The 24,392-nt window shown below is 34.0% G+C and carries 24 protein-coding genes; 4 read left to right on the top strand and 20 right to left on the bottom strand.

The window, feature by feature from the left end; all coding sequences use genetic code 11:
* Positions 1 to 39: 39 nt before the first annotated feature.
* The 20 genes from ABID46_RS08895 to ABID46_RS08800 form a co-directional block, all read right to left on the bottom strand.
* Positions 40 to 618 carry a hypothetical protein gene (locus ABID46_RS08895; protein ID WP_354509209.1) on the bottom strand — a complete coding sequence of 193 codons (579 nt, stop codon included), beginning with the start codon at positions 616 to 618 and terminating at the stop codon, positions 40 to 42.
* A 376-nt stretch (positions 619 to 994) separates the two neighbouring features.
* Entirely contained in the window at positions 995 to 1,522 is a 528-nt protein-coding gene (locus tag ABID46_RS08890; protein ID WP_354509207.1) for a hypothetical protein, read from the bottom strand.
* A 2-nt stretch (positions 1,523 to 1,524) separates the two neighbouring features.
* The gene (locus tag ABID46_RS08885; RefSeq protein WP_354509205.1) at positions 1,525 to 2,595 is read right to left on the bottom strand and encodes a hypothetical protein; all 1,071 of its coding nucleotides are present in this window, start codon (positions 2,593 to 2,595) and stop codon (positions 1,525 to 1,527) included.
* Between the two features lie 10 nt (positions 2,596 to 2,605).
* On the bottom strand, positions 2,606 to 3,142 hold the full coding sequence (locus ABID46_RS08880) for a hypothetical protein (RefSeq protein WP_354509203.1): 537 nt from the start codon (positions 3,140 to 3,142) through the stop codon (positions 2,606 to 2,608).
* A gap of 46 nt (positions 3,143 to 3,188) precedes the next feature.
* Positions 3,189 to 4,421, bottom strand: a complete 1,233-nt coding sequence (locus tag ABID46_RS08875; protein ID WP_354509201.1) for a hypothetical protein — start codon at positions 4,419 to 4,421, stop codon at positions 3,189 to 3,191.
* 3 nt (positions 4,422 to 4,424) lie between these two features.
* Positions 4,425 to 4,751, bottom strand: coding sequence for a hypothetical protein (locus tag ABID46_RS08870; protein ID WP_354509199.1), 327 nt, complete (start codon positions 4,749 to 4,751; stop codon positions 4,425 to 4,427).
* Between the two features lie 8 nt (positions 4,752 to 4,759).
* Positions 4,760 to 5,389 carry a hypothetical protein gene (locus ABID46_RS08865; RefSeq protein ID WP_354509196.1) on the bottom strand — a complete coding sequence of 210 codons (630 nt, stop codon included), beginning with the start codon at positions 5,387 to 5,389 and terminating at the stop codon, positions 4,760 to 4,762.
* Between the two features lie 3 nt (positions 5,390 to 5,392).
* Positions 5,393 to 5,677 carry a hypothetical protein gene (locus ABID46_RS08860; RefSeq protein ID WP_354509194.1) on the bottom strand — a complete coding sequence of 95 codons (285 nt, stop codon included), beginning with the start codon at positions 5,675 to 5,677 and terminating at the stop codon, positions 5,393 to 5,395.
* A 178-nt stretch (positions 5,678 to 5,855) separates the two neighbouring features.
* The gene (locus tag ABID46_RS08855) at positions 5,856 to 6,929 is read right to left on the bottom strand and encodes a PAAR domain-containing protein (RefSeq protein WP_354509192.1); all 1,074 of its coding nucleotides are present in this window, start codon (positions 6,927 to 6,929) and stop codon (positions 5,856 to 5,858) included.
* Between the two features lies 1 nt (position 6,930).
* Positions 6,931 to 8,793, bottom strand: a complete 1,863-nt coding sequence (locus tag ABID46_RS08850; RefSeq protein WP_354509190.1) for a type VI secretion system Vgr family protein — start codon at positions 8,791 to 8,793, stop codon at positions 6,931 to 6,933.
* A 34-nt stretch (positions 8,794 to 8,827) separates the two neighbouring features.
* Positions 8,828 to 9,223, bottom strand: a complete 396-nt coding sequence (gene tssD, locus ABID46_RS08845) for a type VI secretion system tube protein TssD (RefSeq protein WP_354509188.1) — start codon at positions 9,221 to 9,223, stop codon at positions 8,828 to 8,830.
* Between the two features lie 87 nt (positions 9,224 to 9,310).
* On the bottom strand, positions 9,311 to 9,697 hold the full coding sequence (tssD, locus tag ABID46_RS08840; RefSeq protein WP_354509186.1) for a type VI secretion system tube protein TssD: 387 nt from the start codon (positions 9,695 to 9,697) through the stop codon (positions 9,311 to 9,313).
* A 370-nt stretch (positions 9,698 to 10,067) separates the two neighbouring features.
* Positions 10,068 to 10,595: a DUF2911 domain-containing protein gene (locus tag ABID46_RS08835; RefSeq protein ID WP_354509184.1), complete on the bottom strand. Its 528-nt coding sequence runs from the start codon at positions 10,593 to 10,595 to the stop codon at positions 10,068 to 10,070.
* Positions 10,596 to 10,748: 153 nt separating this feature from the next.
* A complete protein-coding gene (locus ABID46_RS08830) occupies positions 10,749 to 11,993 on the bottom strand; it encodes an aminotransferase class V-fold PLP-dependent enzyme (RefSeq protein ID WP_354509182.1) in 1,245 nt (414 codons plus the stop codon).
* A 105-nt stretch (positions 11,994 to 12,098) separates the two neighbouring features.
* Positions 12,099 to 13,187, bottom strand: a complete 1,089-nt coding sequence (locus ABID46_RS08825) for a DUF3298 and DUF4163 domain-containing protein (protein ID WP_354509179.1) — start codon at positions 13,185 to 13,187, stop codon at positions 12,099 to 12,101.
* Positions 13,188 to 13,222: 35 nt separating this feature from the next.
* Positions 13,223 to 15,016, bottom strand: coding sequence for an excinuclease ABC subunit UvrC (gene uvrC / locus ABID46_RS08820; protein WP_354509177.1), 1,794 nt, complete (start codon positions 15,014 to 15,016; stop codon positions 13,223 to 13,225).
* Between the two features lie 206 nt (positions 15,017 to 15,222).
* Positions 15,223 to 15,378, bottom strand: coding sequence for a hypothetical protein (locus ABID46_RS08815; RefSeq protein ID WP_354509173.1), 156 nt, complete (start codon positions 15,376 to 15,378; stop codon positions 15,223 to 15,225).
* Positions 15,375 to 15,608: a hypothetical protein gene (locus ABID46_RS08810; protein WP_354509171.1), complete on the bottom strand. Its 234-nt coding sequence runs from the start codon at positions 15,606 to 15,608 to the stop codon at positions 15,375 to 15,377. Before ABID46_RS08810 ends, ABID46_RS08815 begins: the two co-directional genes overlap by 4 nt.
* Before the next feature lie 22 nt (positions 15,609 to 15,630).
* Positions 15,631 to 18,717 carry a UvrD-helicase domain-containing protein gene (locus ABID46_RS08805; protein ID WP_354509169.1) on the bottom strand — a complete coding sequence of 1,029 codons (3,087 nt, stop codon included), beginning with the start codon at positions 18,715 to 18,717 and terminating at the stop codon, positions 15,631 to 15,633.
* 55 nt (positions 18,718 to 18,772) lie between these two features.
* Complete coding sequence (locus tag ABID46_RS08800) at positions 18,773 to 20,020, bottom strand: 3-deoxy-D-manno-octulosonic acid transferase (RefSeq protein ID WP_354509166.1); 1,248 nt, start codon at positions 20,018 to 20,020, stop codon at positions 18,773 to 18,775.
* Between the two features lie 156 nt (positions 20,021 to 20,176).
* Here ABID46_RS08800 and ABID46_RS08795 point away from each other — a divergent pair, with 156 nt between their 5' ends.
* The 4 genes from ABID46_RS08795 to lipA all read left to right on the top strand — a co-directional run bounded on the left by ABID46_RS08795 (position 20,177) and on the right by lipA (position 24,332).
* Positions 20,177 to 21,289, top strand: coding sequence for a DegT/DnrJ/EryC1/StrS family aminotransferase (locus ABID46_RS08795; protein ID WP_354509164.1), 1,113 nt, complete (start codon positions 20,177 to 20,179; stop codon positions 21,287 to 21,289).
* A 71-nt stretch (positions 21,290 to 21,360) separates the two neighbouring features.
* Positions 21,361 to 22,377: a UDP-glucose 4-epimerase GalE gene (gene galE, locus ABID46_RS08790; protein ID WP_354509162.1), complete on the top strand. Its 1,017-nt coding sequence runs from the start codon at positions 21,361 to 21,363 to the stop codon at positions 22,375 to 22,377.
* A 15-nt stretch (positions 22,378 to 22,392) separates the two neighbouring features.
* Positions 22,393 to 23,373, top strand: a complete 981-nt coding sequence (locus tag ABID46_RS08785) for a tetratricopeptide repeat protein (protein ID WP_354509159.1) — start codon at positions 22,393 to 22,395, stop codon at positions 23,371 to 23,373.
* Between the two features lie 89 nt (positions 23,374 to 23,462).
* The gene (lipA, locus tag ABID46_RS08780; RefSeq protein WP_354509156.1) at positions 23,463 to 24,332 is read left to right on the top strand and encodes a lipoyl synthase; all 870 of its coding nucleotides are present in this window, start codon (positions 23,463 to 23,465) and stop codon (positions 24,330 to 24,332) included.
* Positions 24,333 to 24,392: the final 60 nt, after the last annotated feature.

Genomic DNA, 24,392 nt, shown 5'->3' with positions numbered 1-24,392 from the left:
ATAAATTTTTAAGTACTATTTGCTCTCCCTTTCAAAGTTTTATGTATTAAATATGTAAATGAATAAACTAATCAATAGTATCAGTGAAAGTCCCAAAATAATATAGGGAGATACTGACAAAAATTTATAGATTAAATCTATTTTAGATGTCTTTTTTTTAACTGAAAGTTTCGAATTTAAAATTGATTGTAACTCCTGAAAATTTGAAATTTCTTTACTCGTTGATTTATCAAAGCTTTCCCAAGTTAATAGCGAATGATAATGGAACTTATCAGTTTTTAATCTTACTATATATCCAGCTCTATTATTGATGAATCTGTATATATTGTATTCGCTAATTTCATCAAAACTACAATGGATAATATCTTTGTTGTTGTTGTTTGTGATATGTATAGAATCATTGGTGATCTTTATTTCTGTTGGTTTTGATCCATTTTTTACAATTAGGTAATTCAAAATTCCTAGAATGGACAAGCTTGTAATTACAAAATAAGTTTGATTTGTTGTGGAAGAAATTGAATTTCCAAAATAAACGATAAAGAATAAAGGAATGGATACCGCTACGATATTTAGTAGTAGTGTTTTCCATCCTAGTGATCTAACTTTAAGTATTAACATAATATTTTTAATTCAGAATGTACAGAATTTAACCAATAATAAAACTAGCAAAAATTAAAAGCAATAGGTAAGGAAAACGAGTTGCTGAAAAGTTTATGATTGAATCCATTTTTGTGAACTTGTCTTTCATAGGAAGTTCTTTTAATAATTCATTTTCAAAAAAAGAAATTGATTCCCAGTAATTTTCAGATGGTTGAAATGGATTTACATCACTGTGAGATATAAAAAAAATCTTAATTTATCAAAAGCAGAACACACTAAAACAATAATTGAAAATATGGGTAGATAAGCATATGCCATTTTAATCATTTGCTGATGATAATATGCTTTTCCTATATTTTGTCTCTGAACATTCATCTTTATAATTCTACTTTTCTTAATTTAAAATTTTATAATAAAAAAAATTATATATTGTTAACATTAATCCACATAAACAAATACATAGAACTGCGAAAATTAAATGTCCGTATTGTAAATAATTATCGTAACTAATTTTCTGAGATTTTATAGAATGTTTATTAAAAAATATTTCAATTGTTTCCCTTAAATCTTTATCAACATAAATAGCTAAATCCTCTTGACCTTGGGTTCTTATTCTTAACATTAATAACTCATTTAAAGGTAAAGAGAGATAATAACTTTCTATATCCTTAAAATTGTAGGAAGACTTATCTACCATTATATCATTTTCTCTAAACTCAATCATGATATGTTTTTTCTTCATTTGATTGAGAATATATCCATAAGATGCTCCTACCACTGTGAGATATAAAAAAAATCTTAATTTTTCAAAAGCGGAACACACTAAAACAATAATTGAAAATATGGGTAGATAAGCATATGCTATTTTAATCATTTGCTGATGATAATATGCTTTTCCTATATTTTGCCTCTGAACATTCATCTTTATAATTCTACTTTTCTAAGTTCATATTTAGTAATAACATCATAATTATTTTTCACAGATTCTTTTATGGAAACAGAAGCATTTAATAGAACATTAGTTTCTTTTTCTAATTCATAAGTTATGCGATAGATGAAATCAAACTCTGTAAAAGAAAACTTTATAATTGGTTGATATAATTGTTCGTAAAGATTCTTGATTGCATTCATTTTAACGCTATCCTTATTTAAATTACCTACTAATCTATAAGTTGTAGAATTTTCATTATCACAAACTAAGGTTTTTACTACATTTATTTTCAATAACACTTCTGGAAAAATCTGTGACATTTGACTAAAAGAATATTCGTCTTTTTTTTCTTTGTTATATATATCTAATAACAAGTGAAAAAATAAATTTTTACTTATTACGTCACAAAAAATATTTTCATTAGAAAACTCTTTTTTCCCATTTTCTATAAAATCATTTATTATTTCGGGAGACTTACTTTTTAATTCATTAAAAAAAGGAACTGAGGTAGAAGTTTCATTTATAAAGATGTTCCATTTTTTATTTAAATCATTGAAATTTAGTATTTTTTCGATTTTTCCGTTATGATAGACGAAAGAAATGTTGTCCCTAATTAGTTCGATATGTTTAATTAAGTCAAACGCTTCTTCCATATTTTGAGGCTGTATTGATGTTACATAATCTTCTAATTGTACATTCAATTTATAATTACTAGCACTTTTGTTTTTTGAAAGTAGGTATTGTGTTTTAATTTGAGCTGAAAATGAGGGTTTACCATCGATTAATATTAAATTATTTTGCTCACATCTATACCTTGCTTGATGTTCAAATTCAATTTTTTCAACTTCTTTATCATCATCAGATTTTATTAATTCTATTGAAACCTCCTTCCAATTTTCATCGATTAAAATTTCATTTAGATGTTTTGGGAAATCATTTCCACCAATTAAATCTTTTAACTCACAACGGGTATTATGAAAGGCTTTTAATTCAACGGGTGTAATTCCAAATTTTTCTGACATGCTTTGAAGCGTATCTCCTGGTTCTATTCTATATGTTTTCAATTTTCTTCTTTTAATTAATATCAACCTGACTTCCTTTGATGGTCACGTTTGAGTCGATTTTCACACCAGCATCTGCGCCATCTTTTCCTAATTCCGTAAGACTTGTTCCAATCACTTTTACTGTTTCAGATTGAATTGTAATAGTATCAGTTGTCATTACAATTGTACTATCTCCAACAGTTAACGTTATTTTTGTATCTGCTGTAAGGTTGATTTCATTTTTGGAAGTCAAATCGACGATGTTTCCAACCATTCCAAGTTTTGAATTTCCATCGGGAGATTCTTTTGAGCCACCAACTGTTAGAGCAATTGAGGCATTGGCTGATGCGGACATATTCCCAGATCCGTCCATTTTCCAGTCACAAGTTCCTTGGTCGGTTAGCAAAACACTCCCATCTTGGTCATTCAATTGCAGACGGTTTCCACTCGGCGTTTGAAATCCTTTCATAAAGTTTCCTGCACCTCCATGACCCGATTTTCCTTGACCATGAAACATCGCTCCGATGACAACCGGTTTTTCGGGATTTCCGCCTTCAAATTCGACCAATACTTCTTCGCATTTTCTTGAATAGGTTATCGAAAAAAATATTTACTTATTTGCGTTTATTATTGTTTTTCAACCATTGTTGTTCCTCATATCGTATCCATTCTTCTTTAGTATAATTTTTTCCCTTGAAGACTTTGTAAGATTGTTCTTTCGAATTTGGAATTTCAATTCTACTATACTCTTGAGAGTGCTCCATTTTAAGATTATTAAATGAATTAATGATAATCTCAAGTGTCCTTTTATTTACTTCCCAAAAGTAGTTTTGCAAATTTGGTTTTGGGCCGACTAAATTAATACAGTACCATCCTGAATTGGTTTGGATAACATAAACTCTAATATTTGCTGAAAAATTCTCAAGACTATAATCAATTTCTCCTTCCATTTGAAATAATGATTTTATAAATGGATTAGCTGTCTCAATCTTAACCATTTCACTAATATCCAGACTTACTCCTTCTAAATTGTATATATTTCTCAAAGCATTTTTTTGAACTTGATTTGCAGATGTGAATAAATTCTCAGGATACATAAAAAGATTAATAATTCCCTTATTCTCTTCATCTATAGTATGAGTCAATACAACTCTAACACAATCTTCATTTGATGTCTTATCAAAGCCACCTTGCCAAGAAGCTGGATAATAAAAAAGGACCTTCTCAGTAAAATCAAAATCAAATGGAACTAAAACCTCAGCCATTTGCCAATCTGATTTATTTGTTAAATCCCAATTACTAACAATTTGAAAAATATTCAATGCCAAATTATCATAGTCTTTTTTCAAACAACTGGCTTTCACACAGAAATGATTAGCTCCATTTCTTTCTTTGTCAAAGTCTTTCAAACATGTGAATCTTGAAATTACTTCATCTCCACTTGGCATTTTTTTATATGTAAGTACATCTAAATATTCTCCTGTTGTTTTCCCTTCAATTACTCTATAATTCAATATCTGCTCTCCCATTATATAAAGTTTTTTCAGTAACCAATCAGATGTGTTCATCTCATACTTGCAAAACTCATAACCAACTGATACTTCTAAATATGGACTATCATCTATTCTTGTATATTCACCGATAATGGTGAGGTCTAAACCTTTGATTTCTTTTTTATGAAGCGAAGTGGGTTTTAAACTATTAGGGAGTATAATCCAATAATGCAATTGTTCTTCAGCTGAAGTATATAAACATTTCCAAAAGTTCTCTTTCAAAAACAAATCATCTAATCTTTGTTCTATGGGAAAGTGAAAAGATTTTTCTAATTCTTTATTCAGATTTTGCATGTTTTATGGACTAAATAGTACAATCAATGTGATAATTTCAATTAAAGTCATTAAACCAAAAAAGCCAAATATGAAAATATTTATGGCAGGCATAAATTGTATCAAAGGCTTATATGGATTTATATTTTGTTTGTTTTTTTCAATGGCTCTTAGTTTTATTCTATCAAAAAAATAAGATGCTCCAAAGGAAGTTGAAAGATAAATAAAGGCAATCAGCAAGGGGATTTGTATGTTTAATAAGCTGTCTTGTTGGTTTTCAATGAAAATAAAAAGCCCCGTTAACAGAACCATTACAAATGAAATGATGCAAATAATTAATTTATATTTCATCAAATTCATTATTTTAATCCCCAACTAGTTGCTATGTGTTGAATGGTTTGGGCTAATTCAGGATATAGTTTTTCATTTGTAGTAACTTTGATTACAAAATAATTTTGGTTATTCTTCAGTACCGTACAGCGACTTATAACTCGCTCATTTTCAGATATATTTTTTGAACTTAAAACATCTAAAAACTTTTCACCCGATTTGGTTATAATTTCATTTTTATTTAGAATATTTTCACCTGTTTTTGTTAAGATGCTTTCAAGCCATTCGCTAGGCTGAATATCATTGGAGACATTTGAATAAGCCACCCATATCTCCATATATGGGTTTTCATCTATTGTATTGTAAATTCCTATATTGGTTAAATCCATGCCATTTATTGGCTGTGGGTCTAACTTTGTTGGTTTTACATAGTTTGGTAAGATTACCCAATAAGCCTTATCTGCTCCAGCTGTATCATAATTGCATTTCCAAAAATTATTTACTAAATACTCTTCCGTGAAATTATTTTCTACTGGAAAAGGAAAATTTTCATTTTTTTCTTTCATCTGTTCTTTTTTGATTTCCTCATTATTGCTTACTTTAATTTCACAGCTTGAAACGATAATCATTGCTGTAATAACCATACATATTTTTTTCATAAATTAATTTTTTCCAAACCAAACACCGTATAGCATTACCATAGAGCCTAAGGCGAAAAATATTCTATAGCCTTTTTTTATTTTTATTTGATTTTCAACTAAAAATTTTATTGGGTTTTTATTTATGTTATCAGTATTATATGTTTTATGGAAATTTATCAAATAATCAATCATATTGTCTACGAAAAGTAGTATAAAAAGATTTATAAAAAGCACAGTTAAAAATGACATCAGCAATTTGGTTGTAATTTCTTTTAAAAAAACTCCATCTATACCATTCCCTGTCATCTTTGAATAAATAAGAGCTATGAAAGGAGTAATTATATAAAAAATAAAAGACAAAATTAACGAAACACCATATATAATAATTAATTTTTTAGTTGATGTAAAATTCGGAAATCTAAACAGGCACAAATAAAATAGTAAAACAAATAAAATATAAAATATAAGATTCATATTAGAAAAATTAACCAATTAAAACATTTGGACAACCTGAAATTATGGTACCTTCCACCAAAGATGGGAAGAAATAATTATATATTTGGGAAACTCCCTCAACAATTGGCTTTATGCTGACAGCAACCTCTAAGTCTAAATCCAACCCTAGAAATGCTGCAATTTTCCCACCAACATTGACTCCTACTTCAAAGTCATCCGTATCTAAATAAACTCCTGCCTTTCCTCCAATTGCAGCTGATCCTCCTTTTAATCCCACTTTGGCTTTTCCTTTAATTATCCCAAAAATATCAGATTGACCTTCATAATCTGCTTTTACGGCACCGGCATCTGCAGATCCTTCGACTTGAAGTCCATATTTATTCTCACTTCCTCCTGTATAGAGAACTGCTTCACCTTTAGCTTCAGCATAGGCAACATCAGCCTTCACTTCAGATTTATGGTATAATGTTCCTTCTTTACCAATATGTCCTTCTGCATTCCCTGACATCATTGATGCTTTCCCCTCAGCTTCAGCGCCATAAACTCCATTGCTTCCATAAGCTCCAGCTTTAACTTCTGCCTTATATTTTGAAAATCCAGCATTACCTCCAATACCTCCGTATTTGCCATCCAGAGGTTCCCAGTCACCCTTAATTCCCATTTCTAGAATAACCACCCCAGCTTCCATGTAATCTCTTGATCCGTCTTTAGTCTTGTCACTAAAGTTTGCATAAGCATTTGCAGTTTTTAGTGACAAATTTTTATCTAATTCATGGTCAATAGTACCATCTTCATTTGATTGATTTCGAGGAACAATTGATATAAAGTTATGTTCTTTTTCAGCGGGTTTAGGGCCTACTTCAGGAGTTGCTGGGGGAGTTCCGCAGCTAGTTTTATCTCCCATTCTAGCAACAGGTTTTCCATTTATAAAAACAGTTGAAGAACCTTCTATAATTGAACTTTGACCATGTGCAGTACATATCACAGGATCTCCCTTTCTAGCAGCTAATCCTCCACCAATTAAAACATTAAAACTCCCCATCATGATGGGGCCTGTATGTGCTCCTGTATCAATCAACATCCTTGCAGCAGGCTTTCCCATATTAATTTATTTTTACGACTGCACCTTTTACGTCTGTCATTGAGCCTCCATTTACATTTAGACTCACTCCTGTACCTATTTTACCCGACAACACAGCATCAATAGCAAAATCCATAGCTAATTGACTCAACTTTCCAGCAAATACTGATATCTCAACATCACTAGTAAATGCTGCCATTGAAATTTTTTCTTCCATTGCAAATTGCAAAATATTTTTAGATGCTATTGAAAAAATATCATTTTCAAGTGCAGTTTGATAAATATTTTTCCCTGCAACAATGTCGACATTTTCTTTAGCATCTAATTGAATATTTTTTCCTGCTTTTAGATAAATATTTTCACAAGAATTTATCGTAATATTTCCAGCACTATCTATAGTTATGGAACCACATCCATTTCCATTACTGACAAAAACACTCCCATCTTTATCGTTTAAAGTGATTTTATTTCCACTAGCTGTTTGAAATCCTTTCATATAGTTTCCTGCACCTCCATGTCCTGATTTTCCCTTTCCATGAAACATCGCTCCAATGACGACTGGTTTCTCGGGATTACCTCCTTCAAATTCCACCAATACTTCTTCGCCGATTTCAGGGATGACATGAAATCCTTTTCCGTTTCCGGCATAAGGTGTTGTCACACGAACCCAAGGCGTGGTTGATCCATTGGATTTTTGCCAAGGAAACTGAACCTGAATTCTGCTTAAGCCTTTCGGGTCGTTGTTGTCGACCACAATTCCCGATTGAATTTCGGCTTGGGATATACTATGAACATTACCATACGGTGGACTTTGCGCGTCTGATGTGATTCCTCGGAATTCATTGTAATAATTTCCCGATTCGTCACAAGCATGCAAAATATCGGTAATGTAAAAACTTCCGTAATTTTTGGGTGCTTGCAATCCGTTTTCCAATGCACTAACCGAAAATCCTGGATCGTTGATGGTGACAATATCCCCAATTCTGATTGCTGGATTATCTGAACTTCCCGAAATCGTCAACAAATCGGAAACTTGTGCCAAAGTTTGGGCTTTGATTCGGCTTGACAAATGGTTTCTCAGTTCTCCTTCTTTGATCGGTTGATTGTACAAAACATTGGCGCTCGATGGAAACATACTGCGGCTATTGCTGAACAATGCTTCTGTAACCGTATTCAAAGCAGGAGTAACCTCTTCTGAACTTACAACTTCATTTTGCGTTTCACTTGGATCATAGCCATAATAGCTGAATTTTACGGGTTTGGTACGCATTTCAAAATTGAAACTGCTCAAACCTGAACCATACGTCAAATTGATTTGTTTGGATTCGGGTTTTCCGAAAATTAATTCGCGACCATTGTAATAAAACCAAACCGCTTTTTTAGCAGCCATTCGTGCCAAAAATTGAAAATCCGATTCATTGTACTGAACGGTGTACGGAAGGGTAGAATCGTCCTCCAAATTTACTTTAGGTTCGAGTCGATCTTGTGGATAGCGACTGATGATTTCATTGGCGATTTCCGATAATTTCTTCTCGTTAAAAGATTTTGTATCGGGCAATCCTTCCATCTGAAAAGTGGTGCTAAATCCATTGATGAGAATTGCGCCAGAAGATCCGTCGCCTTTGATTAGTTGAGCTTCCGAAACAATTCCTCTAAATTGTAAGGTTTCACCTGTTGAGAAATGCGAAGGAGCAATGGTCACCAAAGTTTTTTGACCTACATAGGATTGGGCTTTGTCCATGGCTGAATTCAACCATTCAAAAGAAATGGGAATCACAATGGAAAACTTATGATGTGCGTTGACTTTTTGTTCTAAAACAAAACGCGAAAATTTAGGTATTGCATTTCCATTTATTTCAATGGAAATAGTTGTATGGATGGGCATAATTAAGTTTTTAAGTTGTTAGATTTTGGTAAGTTTAGATTTCCATAGGCCAATTTCGTTTAAATTCTACACCATTCATGGAGAGTGATTTGGCAGAAAGAACCAATTCAATTCGCATTGGGGTACTATGAGCACTTAGAAAAGTTTCATTGTAACCGATGCAATAGGCTTTTTCAAATTTTAAATCTCTCATTTTGGAAATGGCATCTCGTCTGTAAAAGATAATTTCCCCATCACGGGTTTCCGTATTGGAAATCATCCATCTGAAAAAATCGGAACTTGCTGTAGATTCAAGCGTTAGACTAACAATACCTCCTTGCGGTTCAGCAGAAGGTTTGCCGCTATTGTCAATGGCTTGACTTAGAGAAAGTTTGCATTCCAACACATTAAATGTGTCTCCGTCAATTTTTAATTTCGCTAAAAAAGACATAACGTTTAGTAATTTAAGTTTTAAAGAACATCTTGAGGGGTAATCTAGATGTTCCCAATTTTAGGTTTATACTATTTTTTTGGGATTCTACACCCATTCATTCTCATATACGCCCGTTCCCATTTCAATTTTTCGAGCCGAAATGGTAAAGGCTTCGGTCAAAGGATTTCTCCCCATCGCGTCAAAATTTTCTTTGTGCTTGACAAGGTATCCTTCTGTAAATTTCAATTCTTTTAAGGTAGCATCAGAATCACGTTTGTAAAAACGAATGCTTCCGTCTTTACGCTCAAATGAATTGGTCATCCATTCAAATAATTCTGTTCCACCAGAACCTTCAATGATCACTTCGATTTTTCCTCCTCTTGAAACGGTTGATGGACGACCTGTCGCATCGGTTTCTTGAAACATACCAAAGCTCACATGAATAATGTTGTATTCTTTTCCGCCGACAAAGAGTTTTGCTTTAAATGACATACTTTATAGTTTTAGTGATTATGCTGAGTGGAATAAGTAATTCAATTGAAATTGACTTCAATTTCGGGTACAAGAAATTTACTCAATTGAATGTTCAACTGAGAAATTCGAGATTTGACTACTTATGGGTTGTTTGTCATTCATCTCCAGATTGTATCTAATCGGTTTTTGATCGATTGGTTTGAGATGAATGATTGATTCAAATTTCGGAATCCAAAAAGATTTCTGCTGAATCAAGAAATGATTTGAAGCATACAGCATTCGGTTAAAGTTTTAGGGTTAGAATAACAAATATACCAAATAATAAATATGTAATAACAGCTTCTAAATTACATATTATAATGATTCCAACCTAAAATTTTAACAAAAATTAAGACCTAAAATCCGTAGGCAAAATATGGAATGTAAAAATAGCTTTACCCCAAGCCAAACATGCAGCTCCTGCTTCGTCAATGTCAATGGTGAATTGATCGCGGTAATCATCTACAAAATGAGTAGGGACACTCACGCGAAGAGCATCTTGAGCTTCGTTGTATTTTGTTCCCCATTGGTTCCATTCTTTGTTGAAAATCACAATGGTTTGGTCTTCATTTGGAATGGTGTACAAACTGTATTTTCCTGCTGGAAGGACTTTTCCTTCAATCAAGATGTCTTTACTGTTTTCAAAAATCGTTGCTTCGTTGGCACCGGTTCTCCATACTTTACCAAATGGAACAATGTCCTTTCCAAATTCACGTCCTTTTAAGAATGGACGACTATAAATCACATCGATTTCCACATCATGAATTTTTGTTTCAATCGAATCCAAAGGGCTTACACGATTATTGGTTGAGGTTTGTGCCGTGGAAAAACTTAAACTGAAAATCAAAAATGCGATGAAGAAAATACGTGATTTCATAAGTGGTTTGTTTAAATAGTAATAAAAAAATAAATCGGCAATTATTTTACAAGGATTATGCCAGTCAAAATATTCCGAATCCTTTAATTTGTTAAAATTACAAATTATTTTCTAAAATTCTTATGGTTAGATTATTAGGTGATTGATTTCTGATTATCCAAGCATTTTGATGGAAAGTTTTACACCTTCAATTAATTGATCGATTTCTTCCTTGGTGTTGAAAATGGCAAAAGATGCACGTACGGTTCCAGGAATTTCAAATTTTCGCATAATTGGTTGAGCGCAATGATGACCAGTTCTTACAGCAATTCCTTTTTTGTCGAGAATCATTCCCACATCAGATGGGTGAACACCATCCAAATTTAAGTTAAAGGAAATAGCTCCAGATCTAGGTGCATCTTTGGCGTAAATTTGAACTTCTTCCAATTCGCTTAATTGGTTGGTTGCATAGTCCAATAATTCATGTTCGTAATTATGAATGGTTTGAATTCCAATAGATTCCATGAAGTCAATGGCTGTTCCTAACACAATATTTCCTTCAATATTGGGTGTCCCTGCTTCGAATTTAAAAGGCAATCCAGCATAAGTCGAATGATCCATAAAAACTTCTTTGATCATTTCTCCGCCGCCATGAAATGGATCTAATTGGTCCAAAATAGTTTCCTTACCATACAAAATTCCAACACCAGTTGGTGCATACATTTTATGACCAGAAAATACGAGGAAATCTGCGTCCAACTTTTGTACATCGATCGGTGTGTGAGGAGCTGATTGTGCAGCGTCAATCAAAACCCAAGCTCCAGCTTGATGCGCTTTTTTGATAATTTTTTCAATCGGATTGATGGTTCCCAAGGCATTGGAAATCTGATTGACAGCAACCAATTTGGTTTTCTCGGTTATCAATTCGTCCAATTGGGAAATATCCAAAGTGCCATCGTCCAATAAAGGAATGTACTTCAATTTGGCTCCTGTTTTTTGACAAAGCATTTGCCAAGGAACAATGTTGGAATGATGCTCGATTTCACTTATTAAAATTTCATCATTTGAATTAATCAAATTTTGAATTCCGCGTGCCACTAAGTTGATTCCTTCGGTTGTTCCTCTCGTAAAAATGATTTCATGAGGATGTTCAGCATGGATGAATTTTTGAATTTTTTCACGTGAATTCTCCATCATCACCGTAGCTTCTTGACTTAGCGTATGGATGCCTCTATGAACATTGGCATTGAATTTTCCATAATAATTATCGATCGCGTCCAAAACCATTTGAGGTTTTTGTGAGCTAGCGCCATTGTCAAAATAGATCAATGGTTTGCCATTGATTTCACGATCTAGAATCGGAAATTGTTGACGGATTTTATTTATATCGAAATGGAATGTTGAATCTTCTGAAATCATATGGCAAAGTTAGTCAAAAGCACTAGGTTAAGAAATGATTGATGTCAAATTAAAAGCCCTGTAAGATTTGGGATTCTGACAGGGCTTGTTGTATATTATTTGGATTTAATACGAAAATCCTTTCTTCAAATAGGGTTTTAAATCCTCAAATGGAACAAATAATTCAAAGAAACCATAGGCATATGGCGTCATTTCGTACAATCCATAACAAAAGGTGATGCCGTTTTTGGATAGTTTGAAATTTTCTGAATAACTAATTTCATCTACCAAAAAGATTCCTACTTCGGCTTCTGTATACAATTGGCCGTTGGGTATATTGAATTCTTTTCGTAGAACTTTGTCCAAGACTTGGTTGATTTCTTTGGCTTTGCTTACCTCCAAAATATCTTGAATTTCCAACCATTGTTTGCGTTGTTTGTCATAGGTTAAATATTTTTCCCATGACATACCATGAGCGCCACCCGTATATTCGTATCCGAAATAATTCATCACTAAATAATTCTTGGTGTTCAAATAAGGAGCGAAAAAATGCATGGTTTCGAAATTAAGGAAATGAACCATTTCGTCTTCATTTTCATATTCCTTTAAAATTTCTTTGTAATCTGACTCCAAGGAATCTAGTTGAAATTTCGAGAATTGATCAAAATTGGTATAAGTTGAAAATAGTTGTTCCACCAATTCTTTCTGGAGTTTTGCATCTTTTGGCAAATAAAAATCGAGCGAGAATTTTCCTTCAATCGGATAATCGGTGTTTTTGAAACCAGACGAAACTTTTCTTTCTGCTTGGTAGTGAACAATAGGCGTGTAATCAGAAGAATTGGATTCTTTTAAATCAAAATCTAATTTCGTTTTTCCTTTTTGCCAAGTTCCTTTAAACTTTCCATTTTCTAAAACGCCTTGAAAGGTTTCGATTTCCTCTTCCTTTTCAAATTCCCATGTATTCAAAGTTATTTGGTTACCATTTCGATCTGACTCACCTAAAGCAATGGGTTTTTCTTGTGTTTTGTAATAATAATCTCCAACCCAAACTCTTGTTTTGGTTTCGTCAGAATCAATATGCCAATCTTCTTGATGAAGATTCATGACAATCGGATATTTACCAACGGTACCTTCTAAAATAATATAAGATTTTTCTTGTGCCCAAGAAGTAGCGAATGACCCTAGAAATGCTAGGATAAGTAAGATGTTTTTCATAGTTCTGTAAAACTACACCAAAATCAAAATCTATGCTAAACTGATGCGAAATATTGAATTATTTTTTGAGCTCTTGACAATCCAACGACTTCTGCTAATTCTTCTTTGGTAGCGGATTTAATTCGTTTCACTGATTTGAATTTGCTGAGCAAATCTTGAATTGTTTTATCTCCGATTCCAGGAATTCCTTCCAATTCAGAATTGAAACTATTGTTGCTTCGACGGTTTCGGTGTTTGGAAATTCCAAATCGATGTGATTCATTTCGAACATGTTGCAAAACTTTCAAGGTTTCAGAAGTTTTGTCCAAATACAAAGGAATGGAATCGCCTGGGAAAAAAATTTCTTCCAATTTTTTTGCAATACCTATCACCGTAATTTTTCCTCGAAGTCCCAATTTGTCGATACTTTTCAAGGCCGCACCCAATTGTCCTTTCCCACCATCGATCAAAATCAATTGAGGAAGTTCGCCTTCTTCTTCCAAAACTCGTTTGTATCGACGGTAAATCACTTCTTCCATTGTCGCAAAATCATCCGGACCTTCAACGGTTTTTACATTGAAAATTCGGTAATCTTTCTTGGAAGGTTTTCCATCTTTGAACACCACACAAGCCGAAACAGGATTGGTTCCTTGAATGTTGGAGTTGTCAAATCCCTCAATATGTCGAGGTTCCACAGGCATACGCAAATCTTTTTTCATTTGCGCCATGATGCGCGTTGTATGTCGATCTGGATCAACAATTTTGATTTGTTTCAATTGTTCCAAACGATAATATTTGGCATTTCGTTCAGATAAATCAATTAAACGTTTTTTATCACCAATTTGCGGAATTGTAATTTTCTTGTTAGGAATTTCCAATTTCAAATCAATCGGAAGGATTAATTCATGAGAAGGTGAACCAAATCGATCGAAAATCTCAATGATTCCTTCTTCTAATAATTCATCATCCGATTCATCCAACTTCTTTTTCATTTCCAAGGTATGCGATTGGATGATGGCGCCATTGTTGACGCGAAGAAAATTGACAAATCCCGCAGTTTCGTCCGAAACAATACTGAACACATCCACATTTCCTATCGTTGGACTCACAACCGTTGATTTGACTTGGTAATTTTTGATTTTATCCATTTTGATTTTGACCATTTGAGCCATTTCAAAATCAAGATTTTTGGCATATTCCTGCATCATGTCGGCCATGTAGCGCAAAGCATCGTTGTAATTTCCTTTGATGATTTGTCGGATGGATTGGATGTTTTGATCGTAATCTTCTTTTTCTTGCAAACCTTCACAGGGACCTAAACAATTTCCCAAATGATATTCCAGACACACTTTGTATTTGCCCGATTCAATGTTTTTTTCATGCAAATCATATTTGCAGGTTCGAAGCGGATAAATCTCTCGAATCAATTCCAGCAAGGCATGTAAAATGCCAACAGAAGCATAGGGTCCAAAATATTCTGAACCATCTTTGATCATGGTTCTTGTTTTGAACACACGAGGAAAAGGTTCGTTTTTAATGCAAATCCAAGGATAGGTTTTGTCGTCACGCAACATCACATTGTAACGAGGTTGATACTTTTTGATGAGGTTGTTTTCCAATAAAAGCGCATCAAATTCGGTATCGACTATAATGGTTTGGATATCGGCAATTTTCCCAACCAAAACTCGCGTTTTTCCCGAATCATGGGTTTTGGTAAAATAGGAGGAAACGCGTTTTTTTAAATTTTTGGCTTTTCCTACATACAAGATTTTCCCGTTTTTATCGAAATACTGATAAACGCCGGGTTTTCCAGGTAAAGTTTGAAGTATAAGTTTTAAATGGTCTTGCATGAATGTATTTCCCTAATCTGTTTGATTTGAAATTCAAATTTCGGGAGATTTCTGCAAACCACCTATTAATTTCTCTTTTTCCAGATTTTTGGATTTCTAGACGTATGAAAAACTCCAAAAACAATTATGATTTCTTCTTTTAATTCGAAATGAATCCAAAAGGGAAATCTATTCAGATAGGCAATGCGAACGTTCTGATAACGAATTTAAAAGAAGTTTGGATACAATTTGATGTAATCAATAATGCTTTTGAATTCTGAAATGAAATGCTTAGGTAAAGTTGAATTTATTTTGGAGTACCAATTTTTGATGTCAATCAAATCATCTTTTACATAGGAAGAATATTGGATTTGATAATTCATTGATCAAAATTCTTGAGGAAATAGTCCATATCTTCTTCTGAAACTATGTTTTCAGGATGATCCAAAAGTTCTTTTCTTCTTTTTTGAACTTCATAAATATGCCATTGAGGAATTTCTTCATCAAGACTTTTTTGTTCCTTTAAATAATTGATGAAATCATTTACTTGTGTTAAATATTCCTTTGGAAGTTTTTCTAAATTCTTTTCTATGTCTTTGATTGTTACTTCCATAATGCTAGCATTTCTTTCAAATTTACAAAATCTTTTCTACCTCAATTTCTTCATGAAGGTACACCACAAATAGATTGGAGATTTCATATCCTAACTTCTCCAAATTTTTGGCATAGGTTCGAACTTGTATTTCGTCTTTTTCTTTTTTGTAACCCGTTTTGTAGTCAATGATGGTCAATTGATTTCCTTCGATAACCAAACGATCGGGTCTGTAAATATTTCCTTCATCATCGAGAAAGGCACGTTCGTTGAGCACTTTGACATTGGTTTGATAATACGGTTGCAAAGAAGGATGTTGTAAAATATTTTGGATTAATTTTTCCATTTTGGTTACATCCTCAGTCGTGATTTCTCCCGCAATGATGGATTGGTTCAACACATGGTCAATGTCGGATTCGGTTGAAATATTTTTCATGAGATCATGCACCAATTCTCCATAAACGATTTCGGCTCTTTTTTTCCAACGCTTGGAAGATTCTTTACTGATGAGAATTCGGTCTTCCCAGTTTTCAATTACCAAGGGAATTTCATCTACCAAAATTTGAGTTGATTCTTTTTGAGAGATTCTACCTTTTTCACCGTTTAAAATCTGTTCGTTTTCACCTGCGAATAGAAGGTTGAAATAGGAAGCGACGCTCGTATTTTCTTTGTCCAATTTTTGTGTGATGATGTACAATTGTTCCACAGCTCGCGTCGTGGCAACGTATAACATATTCAGATTATCAAAAAGGAATTCGTCTTTTTCTTTTTGAATCAAGGCTTTAATTTCTTCAGAAGTTTGTTCCAATTCGCCAAATGAACTCACCATGAATTCCGAAAATGGTAAATCTTCACTTTCAATTGGAATCCAGAAATTGGGTGGCTGCGTACGATCGCCCCAATCTGCAAAAGGTAAAATGACCACCGGAAATTCCAATCCTTTGGATTTATGAATGGTCATCAAATTGATTGCATTGATGTTTTCTGGAGACGAAAGGCTCAATTTCTCCTTTTGAATTTCCCAATTTTCCAAAAATCGGTTTAGGCTATATTCGTTTTGAGAAGAGAATTCCAATACATAATCCGAGAAAAATTGCAAATAAGCATCGCCCATTTTTCCTAATTGAAAAGCTGAAATGGACTTTTCGGTTAAGTCATACAATGAAATTGAGGGTTGCACCAAGAAAGTCAAATCCATGTCAAATGACTGTAAATAGGCTATGAGTTGATGAGTATTTCCATGTAAAACCGAAAGGATTTCTTTGGTAATATCTTCTGACTGAATTAAATTTAATTCATGAAGTTTCAATAAAAAATCGGCTTTGGAAATTTTATCTTCTTCATTGGAAATGGTTTTGAAAAACAATTCCAATAACTGAACTTCAGGTGAATTTGCTAACAAAAGAGATTCCGCAGAAATGATAGGAATTTGTTTTTCTGAAAGGTATTCCGCAATCATTTTTCCTTGGTTTCCCGTTCTATGCAATATGACGATTTCTTTGTAGTCAAATCCTTGTTCGATGATCGATTCAATGTTTCGTTCCAATTGTTCCAAGGTGTTCACTTGGTATTCAGTGATGGGTCTTGATTTGGGAATGAAATTCAATTGCACATATCCGCCAAGTTTGGAATTGGTTTCTTGGTTATTTCCAGTTCGATACAATTCCTGATAAGATTCAATGTTGAGATGATCTGCAATGGATGTGTAAAATTCATTGTTGAATTGAATGATTTGATCATAACTACGCCAATTTTTAGGAAGATTCTCCACATTGATATCATACACATCTTTGTGATCGACGAGGTCAATCATTTGTTCAGGGTTTCCTCCACGCCAACGATAAATCGATTGTTTGGCATCTCCAACCAACATCACCGTGTCCGAACCAGCACGCGCATTTTCAATCAACGGCCATAAATTTTTCCATTGTAGGGTAGACGTGTCTTGAAATTCATCGATGAAATAATGATGAAATCGGTTGCCAATTCGTTCGTAAATAAAACCCGAAGGTTGCCGCTGCAAATGCGTACTGATGATTTTGTTGAATTCCGAAATCAGCATCACATTGTTATCATCTTTGATGGATTCAACCACTTTTTCCACTTCGTTGATGACACTTAAAGAAGCTATGGTTTTTTGAATTCCTTCCCAAATGGGTAAATCGCCTAAAATTTCATATGCTTGATGAAATAGTTCCTTTAATTGCGGAGCGATTGCAGGAATTTCTGCTTTGGCTAGGGCTGAAGCTTTTCCAGAGCTATATTTTTTCGGATCTTCATTGTCAACAAAAGCAAAATGTCTGGAGGTTGGGAATTCAAATTTATCATTCGTGAATTTGAGGAAGAACCCCATAAATCCACCGGAACCATAAGAGAAATCATCAATGGAAATTCCATGTTGTTTCACCAAATCCAATGCTTGTTGAGCAATTGTTTTCAAGGTTTTTTTCTTTTCTGAAACCTTTTGGTAAACAATTTTTCGGAACTGGTTGAACGCTTCCAAACTGTATTGTTGAAGTTGTGCAATTTTTTCTAAATGTGCTTCAGAATAGAGATTGGACGATTGTTTGGTGATTTCTCGCGTCAAATCCCAAGATTTATTTTCCAATAAATTATCGAGGGCAATTTCAATCAAAACGGAAGTCAATACTTCATCATCACCAATTTTTGAAAACAATTGATTGACCGATTCTTCCAAAAGCGAATTCAAATCCATTTCCACATTGAAATTGGACGATAATCCTAAATCTTGCGCAAAGGATTTCATCAGTCTCAAATTGAATTTATCAATGGTACTAACTGAAAAACGCGAATAATTATGAAGAATTTTGGTCAAAGAATTTTTTGCTCGTTGGTGCAATTCATCTACCGAAAGATTGAGTTCTTTTGATAGGATCAACAATTCAAAATTATCTGCATAATCTTCTTGCGTAAATTTTACCAATTGCTCCAAAATTCGTTGTTTCATTTCGTTGGCAGCCTTATTGGTAAAGGTGATGGCCAAGATGGATTCGAAACGATTGGGCGTGTTGCTCGACAATAAAATGGACAAATATTCTTTGACCAAGGTATAGGTTTTTCCCGCTCCAGCCGATGCATTGTATATTTTGAATTCGTTGGGTTGTAGCACTTAAATAAAATTTAAATGAAAAAATAAGAATTTTAATTGAGAATTAGAGAATGAATTAAGGTTTAAGTAAACCTTGTAAATATTCCATAATCAATTTGGTCGAATTGGGTTTTTCTTGAATGTACTCAAATCCAGCATTTCCTCTGATTGCACGCAATTCTTCATTTTGAACTAATTCATCCATTTTCACCTCAAAATCATAATAATCTTTGAAACGAACGGCTGCCTTGCAATCAATCAAATCAATGGCTTCGAAATAATTTTCATAATTCGGTCCAAAAATAATCGGAACTCCAAACACAGCTGGTTCCAAGGTATTATGAACCCCAGTTTTGGTAAATCCTCCGCCCACATAAGAAACATCGGAATACGCATAAACTTTGGTCAAAATTCCGATGGTATCCAAAATCAGAATCTGCGCTTCTTGAATTTCTGATTCATTGGACTTCATATAGATTGCCACTTTTTTGGTGATTTGTTGAGCCAAAGATTGAATTTGTTTGGCATCAATATTATGAGGCGCAATGATCATTTTCCAATCCTCTGGAAGTTTTTCTTCAATGTATTTGACCAAAATTTCTTCATCATCTTTCCAGGTGCTTCCCGCAACAATCAAATTAGAATTTCCTTTGAAATTTTCTACGAAATCCACTTTCGGTATCGAATTCCTTATTTCTTTTACACGATCAAATCGCGTATCGCCCGAAATGGTCACTTGAGAAATTTGAATGGCATTCAATAAATTTTCGGAATCGGAATTCTGAACAAAAAAATGGTTGATTGAAGCCAAAGTTCGTCGAAACCATCCGCCAAAACTTCTAAAAAACAAACTATTTTCTTTGATAACTGCCGAAATAACAATGACTGGAATTTTCTTTTGTTTCATGCGATTCAAAAGATTGTACCAATATTCGTATTTCACCAAAATCAGCACTTCTGGATGGAGTAGTTTGATGAGTTTTTTTGCATTTCGTTTGGTGTCAAGTGGCAAGTAGAAAATATAATCTGCAATCGGATCATTTTTTCGAATTTCAAATCCAGAAGGAGAAAAGAAACTCACCGCTAATTTATGCGTAGGAAATTCGGTTTTAATTTTTTCCATGACGGGACGGCCTTGTTCAAATTCGCCCAAAGAAGAACAATGCACCCAAATCACTTTGTCAGATTCAGAAATTGCTTCTTTCATTTTCAAATTCCATTGCTTTCTTCCATCTATCCAAAGTTTGGCTTTGGGATTGAAATTGGCGGCGATTGAAACGGCTAGACCGTAAAGTTTGATAAAGAGATTATAAATTAAATTCATACAGCGGACGAATATACAAAATCCAACTATTTGTTTCCGGTGTGAATCTAAGAATTCATTTCATGATTCCGATTGTCTTAATCGTTTAATTTCATGACGGATTTTAGCTCAAAAGACCTAATTTTTATGTAGGTTTGCTATCAAAATTTTACAAGCATGCGCAAACTTCAAATGGTTGATTTAGGGGCACAATACCAAAAAATCAAAAAAGATATAGACCAAGCAATTCAAGGAGTTATTGATTCTTCTGCTTTTATAAACGGACCAGAAGTAAAAAACTTTCAATCAGAACTAGAATCTTATTTAAACGTAAAGCATGTCATCCCTTGTGGAAACGGTACAGATGCTTTGCAAATTGCTTTGATGGCGTTGGATTTACAGCCAGGTGATGAGGTGATTACTGCAGATTTTACCTTTGCAGCAACGGTTGAGGTAATTCATTTGTTGGGATTGAAATCGGTTTTGGTTGATGTGGATTATGATACGTATTTGATTGATCCAGAAAAAATTCGTGCTGCAATTACACCGAAAACAAAAGCAATTATTCCCGTTCATTTATTTGGTCAATGTGCCAATATGGACGAAATCATGAAAATTGCGAAAGAACATAATTTGTACGTTGTCGAAGATACGGCTCAAGCAATTGGTGCTGAATACAAAGGTCAAAAAGCAGGAACCATTGGAACCATCGGAACGACTTCATTTTTCCCTTCCAAAAATTTAGGATGTTATGGTGATGGTGGAGCTATTTTTACCAATGATGACGCTTTGGCACACAAAATGCGCGGAATTTGCAACCATGGTATGTACCAACGTTATTACCATGACGAAATCGGCGTGAATTCACGTTTGGATAGCGTTCAAGCGGCTATTTTACGAGTGAAATTGCCTCATTTGGACGATTATAGCAAAGCAAGAAAGAAAGCTGCTGATTTTTACAATGAGGCATTTGCCGATGTTGATGCTTTGTTGACACCGAAATTTGCAGAGGATACAACCCACGTTTTTCATCAGTATACCATGCGTGTAACCAATGGGAAACGTAATGAATTACGTGATTTCTTAGAATCCAAAGGAATTCCAGCGATGATTTATTATCCGGTTCCATTGAGAAAGCAAAAAGCTTACGATACAGGTGGATATCAAGATGCAGATTTCCCAAATACCAACAAATTAATTGAAGAAGTGATTTCTTTGCCAATGCATACGGAATTGGACAAAGAACAATTGGATTTCATTGTTTCTTCGGTGAAGGAATTTTTTAATTAGAAATAATTTTTTGAATATTTAAACTTTGTCAAGGTTTCTTACTTTGACAAAGTTTTTTAAATCATACGAATTTGAACAAAAACATACTAGTCACAGGAGGTTTAGGATACATTGGCTCGCATACCGTAGTTGCTTTGCAAGAAGCCGGATACGATGTGATCATCATTGATGATTTATCCAATTCGGAACTCTTTGTTTTGGATCGAATTGAGCAAATTACAGGCATAAAACCCGCATTTCATCAAATCGATTTAAAGGATGAAAAATTGGTTCATGAATTTTTCCAAAACCAAAAAGTTGATGGTGTGATTCATTTCGCAGCGCATAAAGCTGTTGGAGAAAGTGTTCAAAAACCTTTGATGTACCACAAAAATAATTTGTTGGGATTGATCAATGTCTTGGAAGCCATGAACGAAAACAAAGTCGATCATTTCTTGTTTAGTTCCTCTTGTACGGTATATGGACAAGCCGACAAAATGCCGATTGACGAGTCAGCTCCGATCAAAAAAGCAGAATCACCTTACGCCAAAACCAAACAAATGGGTGAGGAGATTTTAGAAGATTTCGTTCAATCCTTTGATAAGAATGTAATCTCTTTACGCTATTTCAATCCCGTTGGAGCGCATCCGACTGGTTTAATTGGCGAATTACCCAAAGGCGTTCCCAACAACCTAGTTCCTTTTGTGACCCAAACAGCGGCTGGAATGCGAGATTTTTTATCCGTTTTTGGAAGTGATTATCCGACGCGTGATGGAACTGCAATTCGTGACTATATCTATGTTTGCGATTTAGCAGATGCGCATGTGAAAGGATTAACCCGATTGATTGAAAAGAAAAACCAAGAAGGTTTAGAAGTTTTCAACTTAGGAACTGGAATAGGCTCTACGGTTTTAGAAGTCGTTCAGGCATTTGAAAGAGTCAATAATTTGAAATTGAAATACAAATTGGTCGACAGACGAGCAGGAGATATCGTAGAAGCTTTTGCAGACAATGCCAAAGCCGAAAAGGAATTGGGATGGAAACCTACTACAGATTTGGACGAATGCATGCGTACCGCTTGGAAATGGCAAAAAGGACTAGATTTCTGATTAAACTAGAATTCAATGAATAGAATAGCATTGTTGCTTTTGTGCTTTTTTTCCACTCCATTGTTTTCGCAAGAAAAAGAATTATTGGGAGAATGGATTTTGGTCAGAACTCTAAAACTAGATAACTCAAGACTAGAAATTAATAGTCCTTATTATTCAAATTATGGTTCTATTGAAATCAAAAAGAATGAGTATATAGTTTTGGGTCAAAGTTTTTCTACTAAATTCAAAAAGAATACAATGGAAATGCCAATTCGAACAATTCAATATCAACTTAAAGAGGGGTATTTAGTAACCGAGGAGGATGGTTTAGATAGAAGAAATTTTTATTTAAAACGAGACGATTTTGTTTCGAAATTTCCAGAGTTTACTATGGGAACAATTGAAAGAAATGGGAAAACTTTGTATGTAGATAATAAAATAAATGCATACGCATTTGAGAAGGTTGAAGGCTTAAGGGGATTTATTAATGATAATCAAAAAGATAATGATAGAGATTCTAAGACTTTTGAGAATTTGTATTTCAAAATAGAGTTTGTATTGACCACCGATAACAAGATAAAGTACATTAAAGTTTTAAATTCAATTGATAATAGACATGATAATGATTTTATTTTTTCTTTGATGAAAGCTGAACCATTTTTAATCAATCTTACCGACAAAGATGTTTTGATTACATTGGATAATGAATATCTTAAATGGACAAAAGATTTGAAAGACAAAGAGGAAAAGAAATTACATGATCTTCACTACAAAGGAAATATTGCCTATCGCAATAATAAATTTGATGAAGCGATCAAGTATTTAGCACCTATAAATGATTTAAAAATAGGTGAAAACCGCTTCAATTCTTTAGTTGAAAATGCAAATCTTTATTTGGGTGTTTCCTATTTAGTCATGGGTGATCAGCTGAAGGCTTGTGAATCTTTTAGAAGAGTTGGCGATTTGACTAACTTTACCGTAAGGAATTATCTTTTGGATTTTTGTCAAAATTAATTCTCCATTAATTAATGAGTTATAGATTGTTTTGGTCAGTTCTCAAAAAGCAATCATTCCTAAAATAAATTCGTAAATTTGACGCTTCTATGGAGCCAGTTATTAAAGAAGACGGAAGAGTACAGAAACCACAATGGTTACGTGTGAAATTACCTACAGGTCAAAAGCACCGTGAACTTCGTGGATTGGTCGATAAATACAAACTCAACACCATTTGTCAAAGTGGAAGCTGTCCCAATATGGGCGAATGTTGGGGTGAAGGAACTGCTACCTTCATGATTTTGGGGAATATTTGTACGCGTTCTTGTGGATTCTGTGGCGTGAAAACAGGTCGTCCTGACCAAGTCGATTGGGAAGAACCAGAGAAAGTCGCTCGTTCCATCAAATTGATGAAAATCAAACACGCGGTTTTAACATCTGTTGACCGTGATGATTTAAAAGACATGGGTTCCATCATTTGGGCCGAAACCATTGGTGCCGTTCGAAGAATTAGTCCTGGTACTACCATGGAAACTTTAATTCCCGACTTTCAAGGAAATACCAAGATGCTCGATCGTATATTGGAAGCGGCTCCCGAAGTAATTTCGCATAATATGGAAACGGTAAAACGTTTGACACGTGAAGTGCGCATCCAAGCGAAATACGAACGTAGCCTTGAAGTTTTACGTTATTTGAAAGATCAAGGACAACCTCGTACCAAAACTGGATTGATGCTAGGATTGGGAGAAACCCATGAAGAGGTTTTTGAAACCATTCAAGATATTGCCGATGCCAAAGTGGATATTATCACGATCGGTCAGTATTTGCAACCGACGAAAAAGCATTTGCCCGTAAGAAGTTTCATCACGCCAGAACAATTCAAAGAATACGAAGATTTTGCAAGAAGTTTAGGTTTTCGTCATGTGGAAAGTGGACCATTGGTTCGTTCTTCATATCATGCTGAGAAACATATTCATTAAATGAAATTTCTTTCATGATTTCTAGGTTGAAAGGTTTTTATTATTTCCATTTACTATTTG

Origin of the sequence: Moheibacter stercoris (genome assembly GCF_040545805.1) — a bacterium.
GTDB lineage: Bacteria > Bacteroidota > Bacteroidia > Flavobacteriales > Weeksellaceae > Moheibacter > Moheibacter stercoris.
Note: the sequence above shows the minus strand (reverse complement) of the source record. Positions and strands in the feature narration are given on the sequence as shown.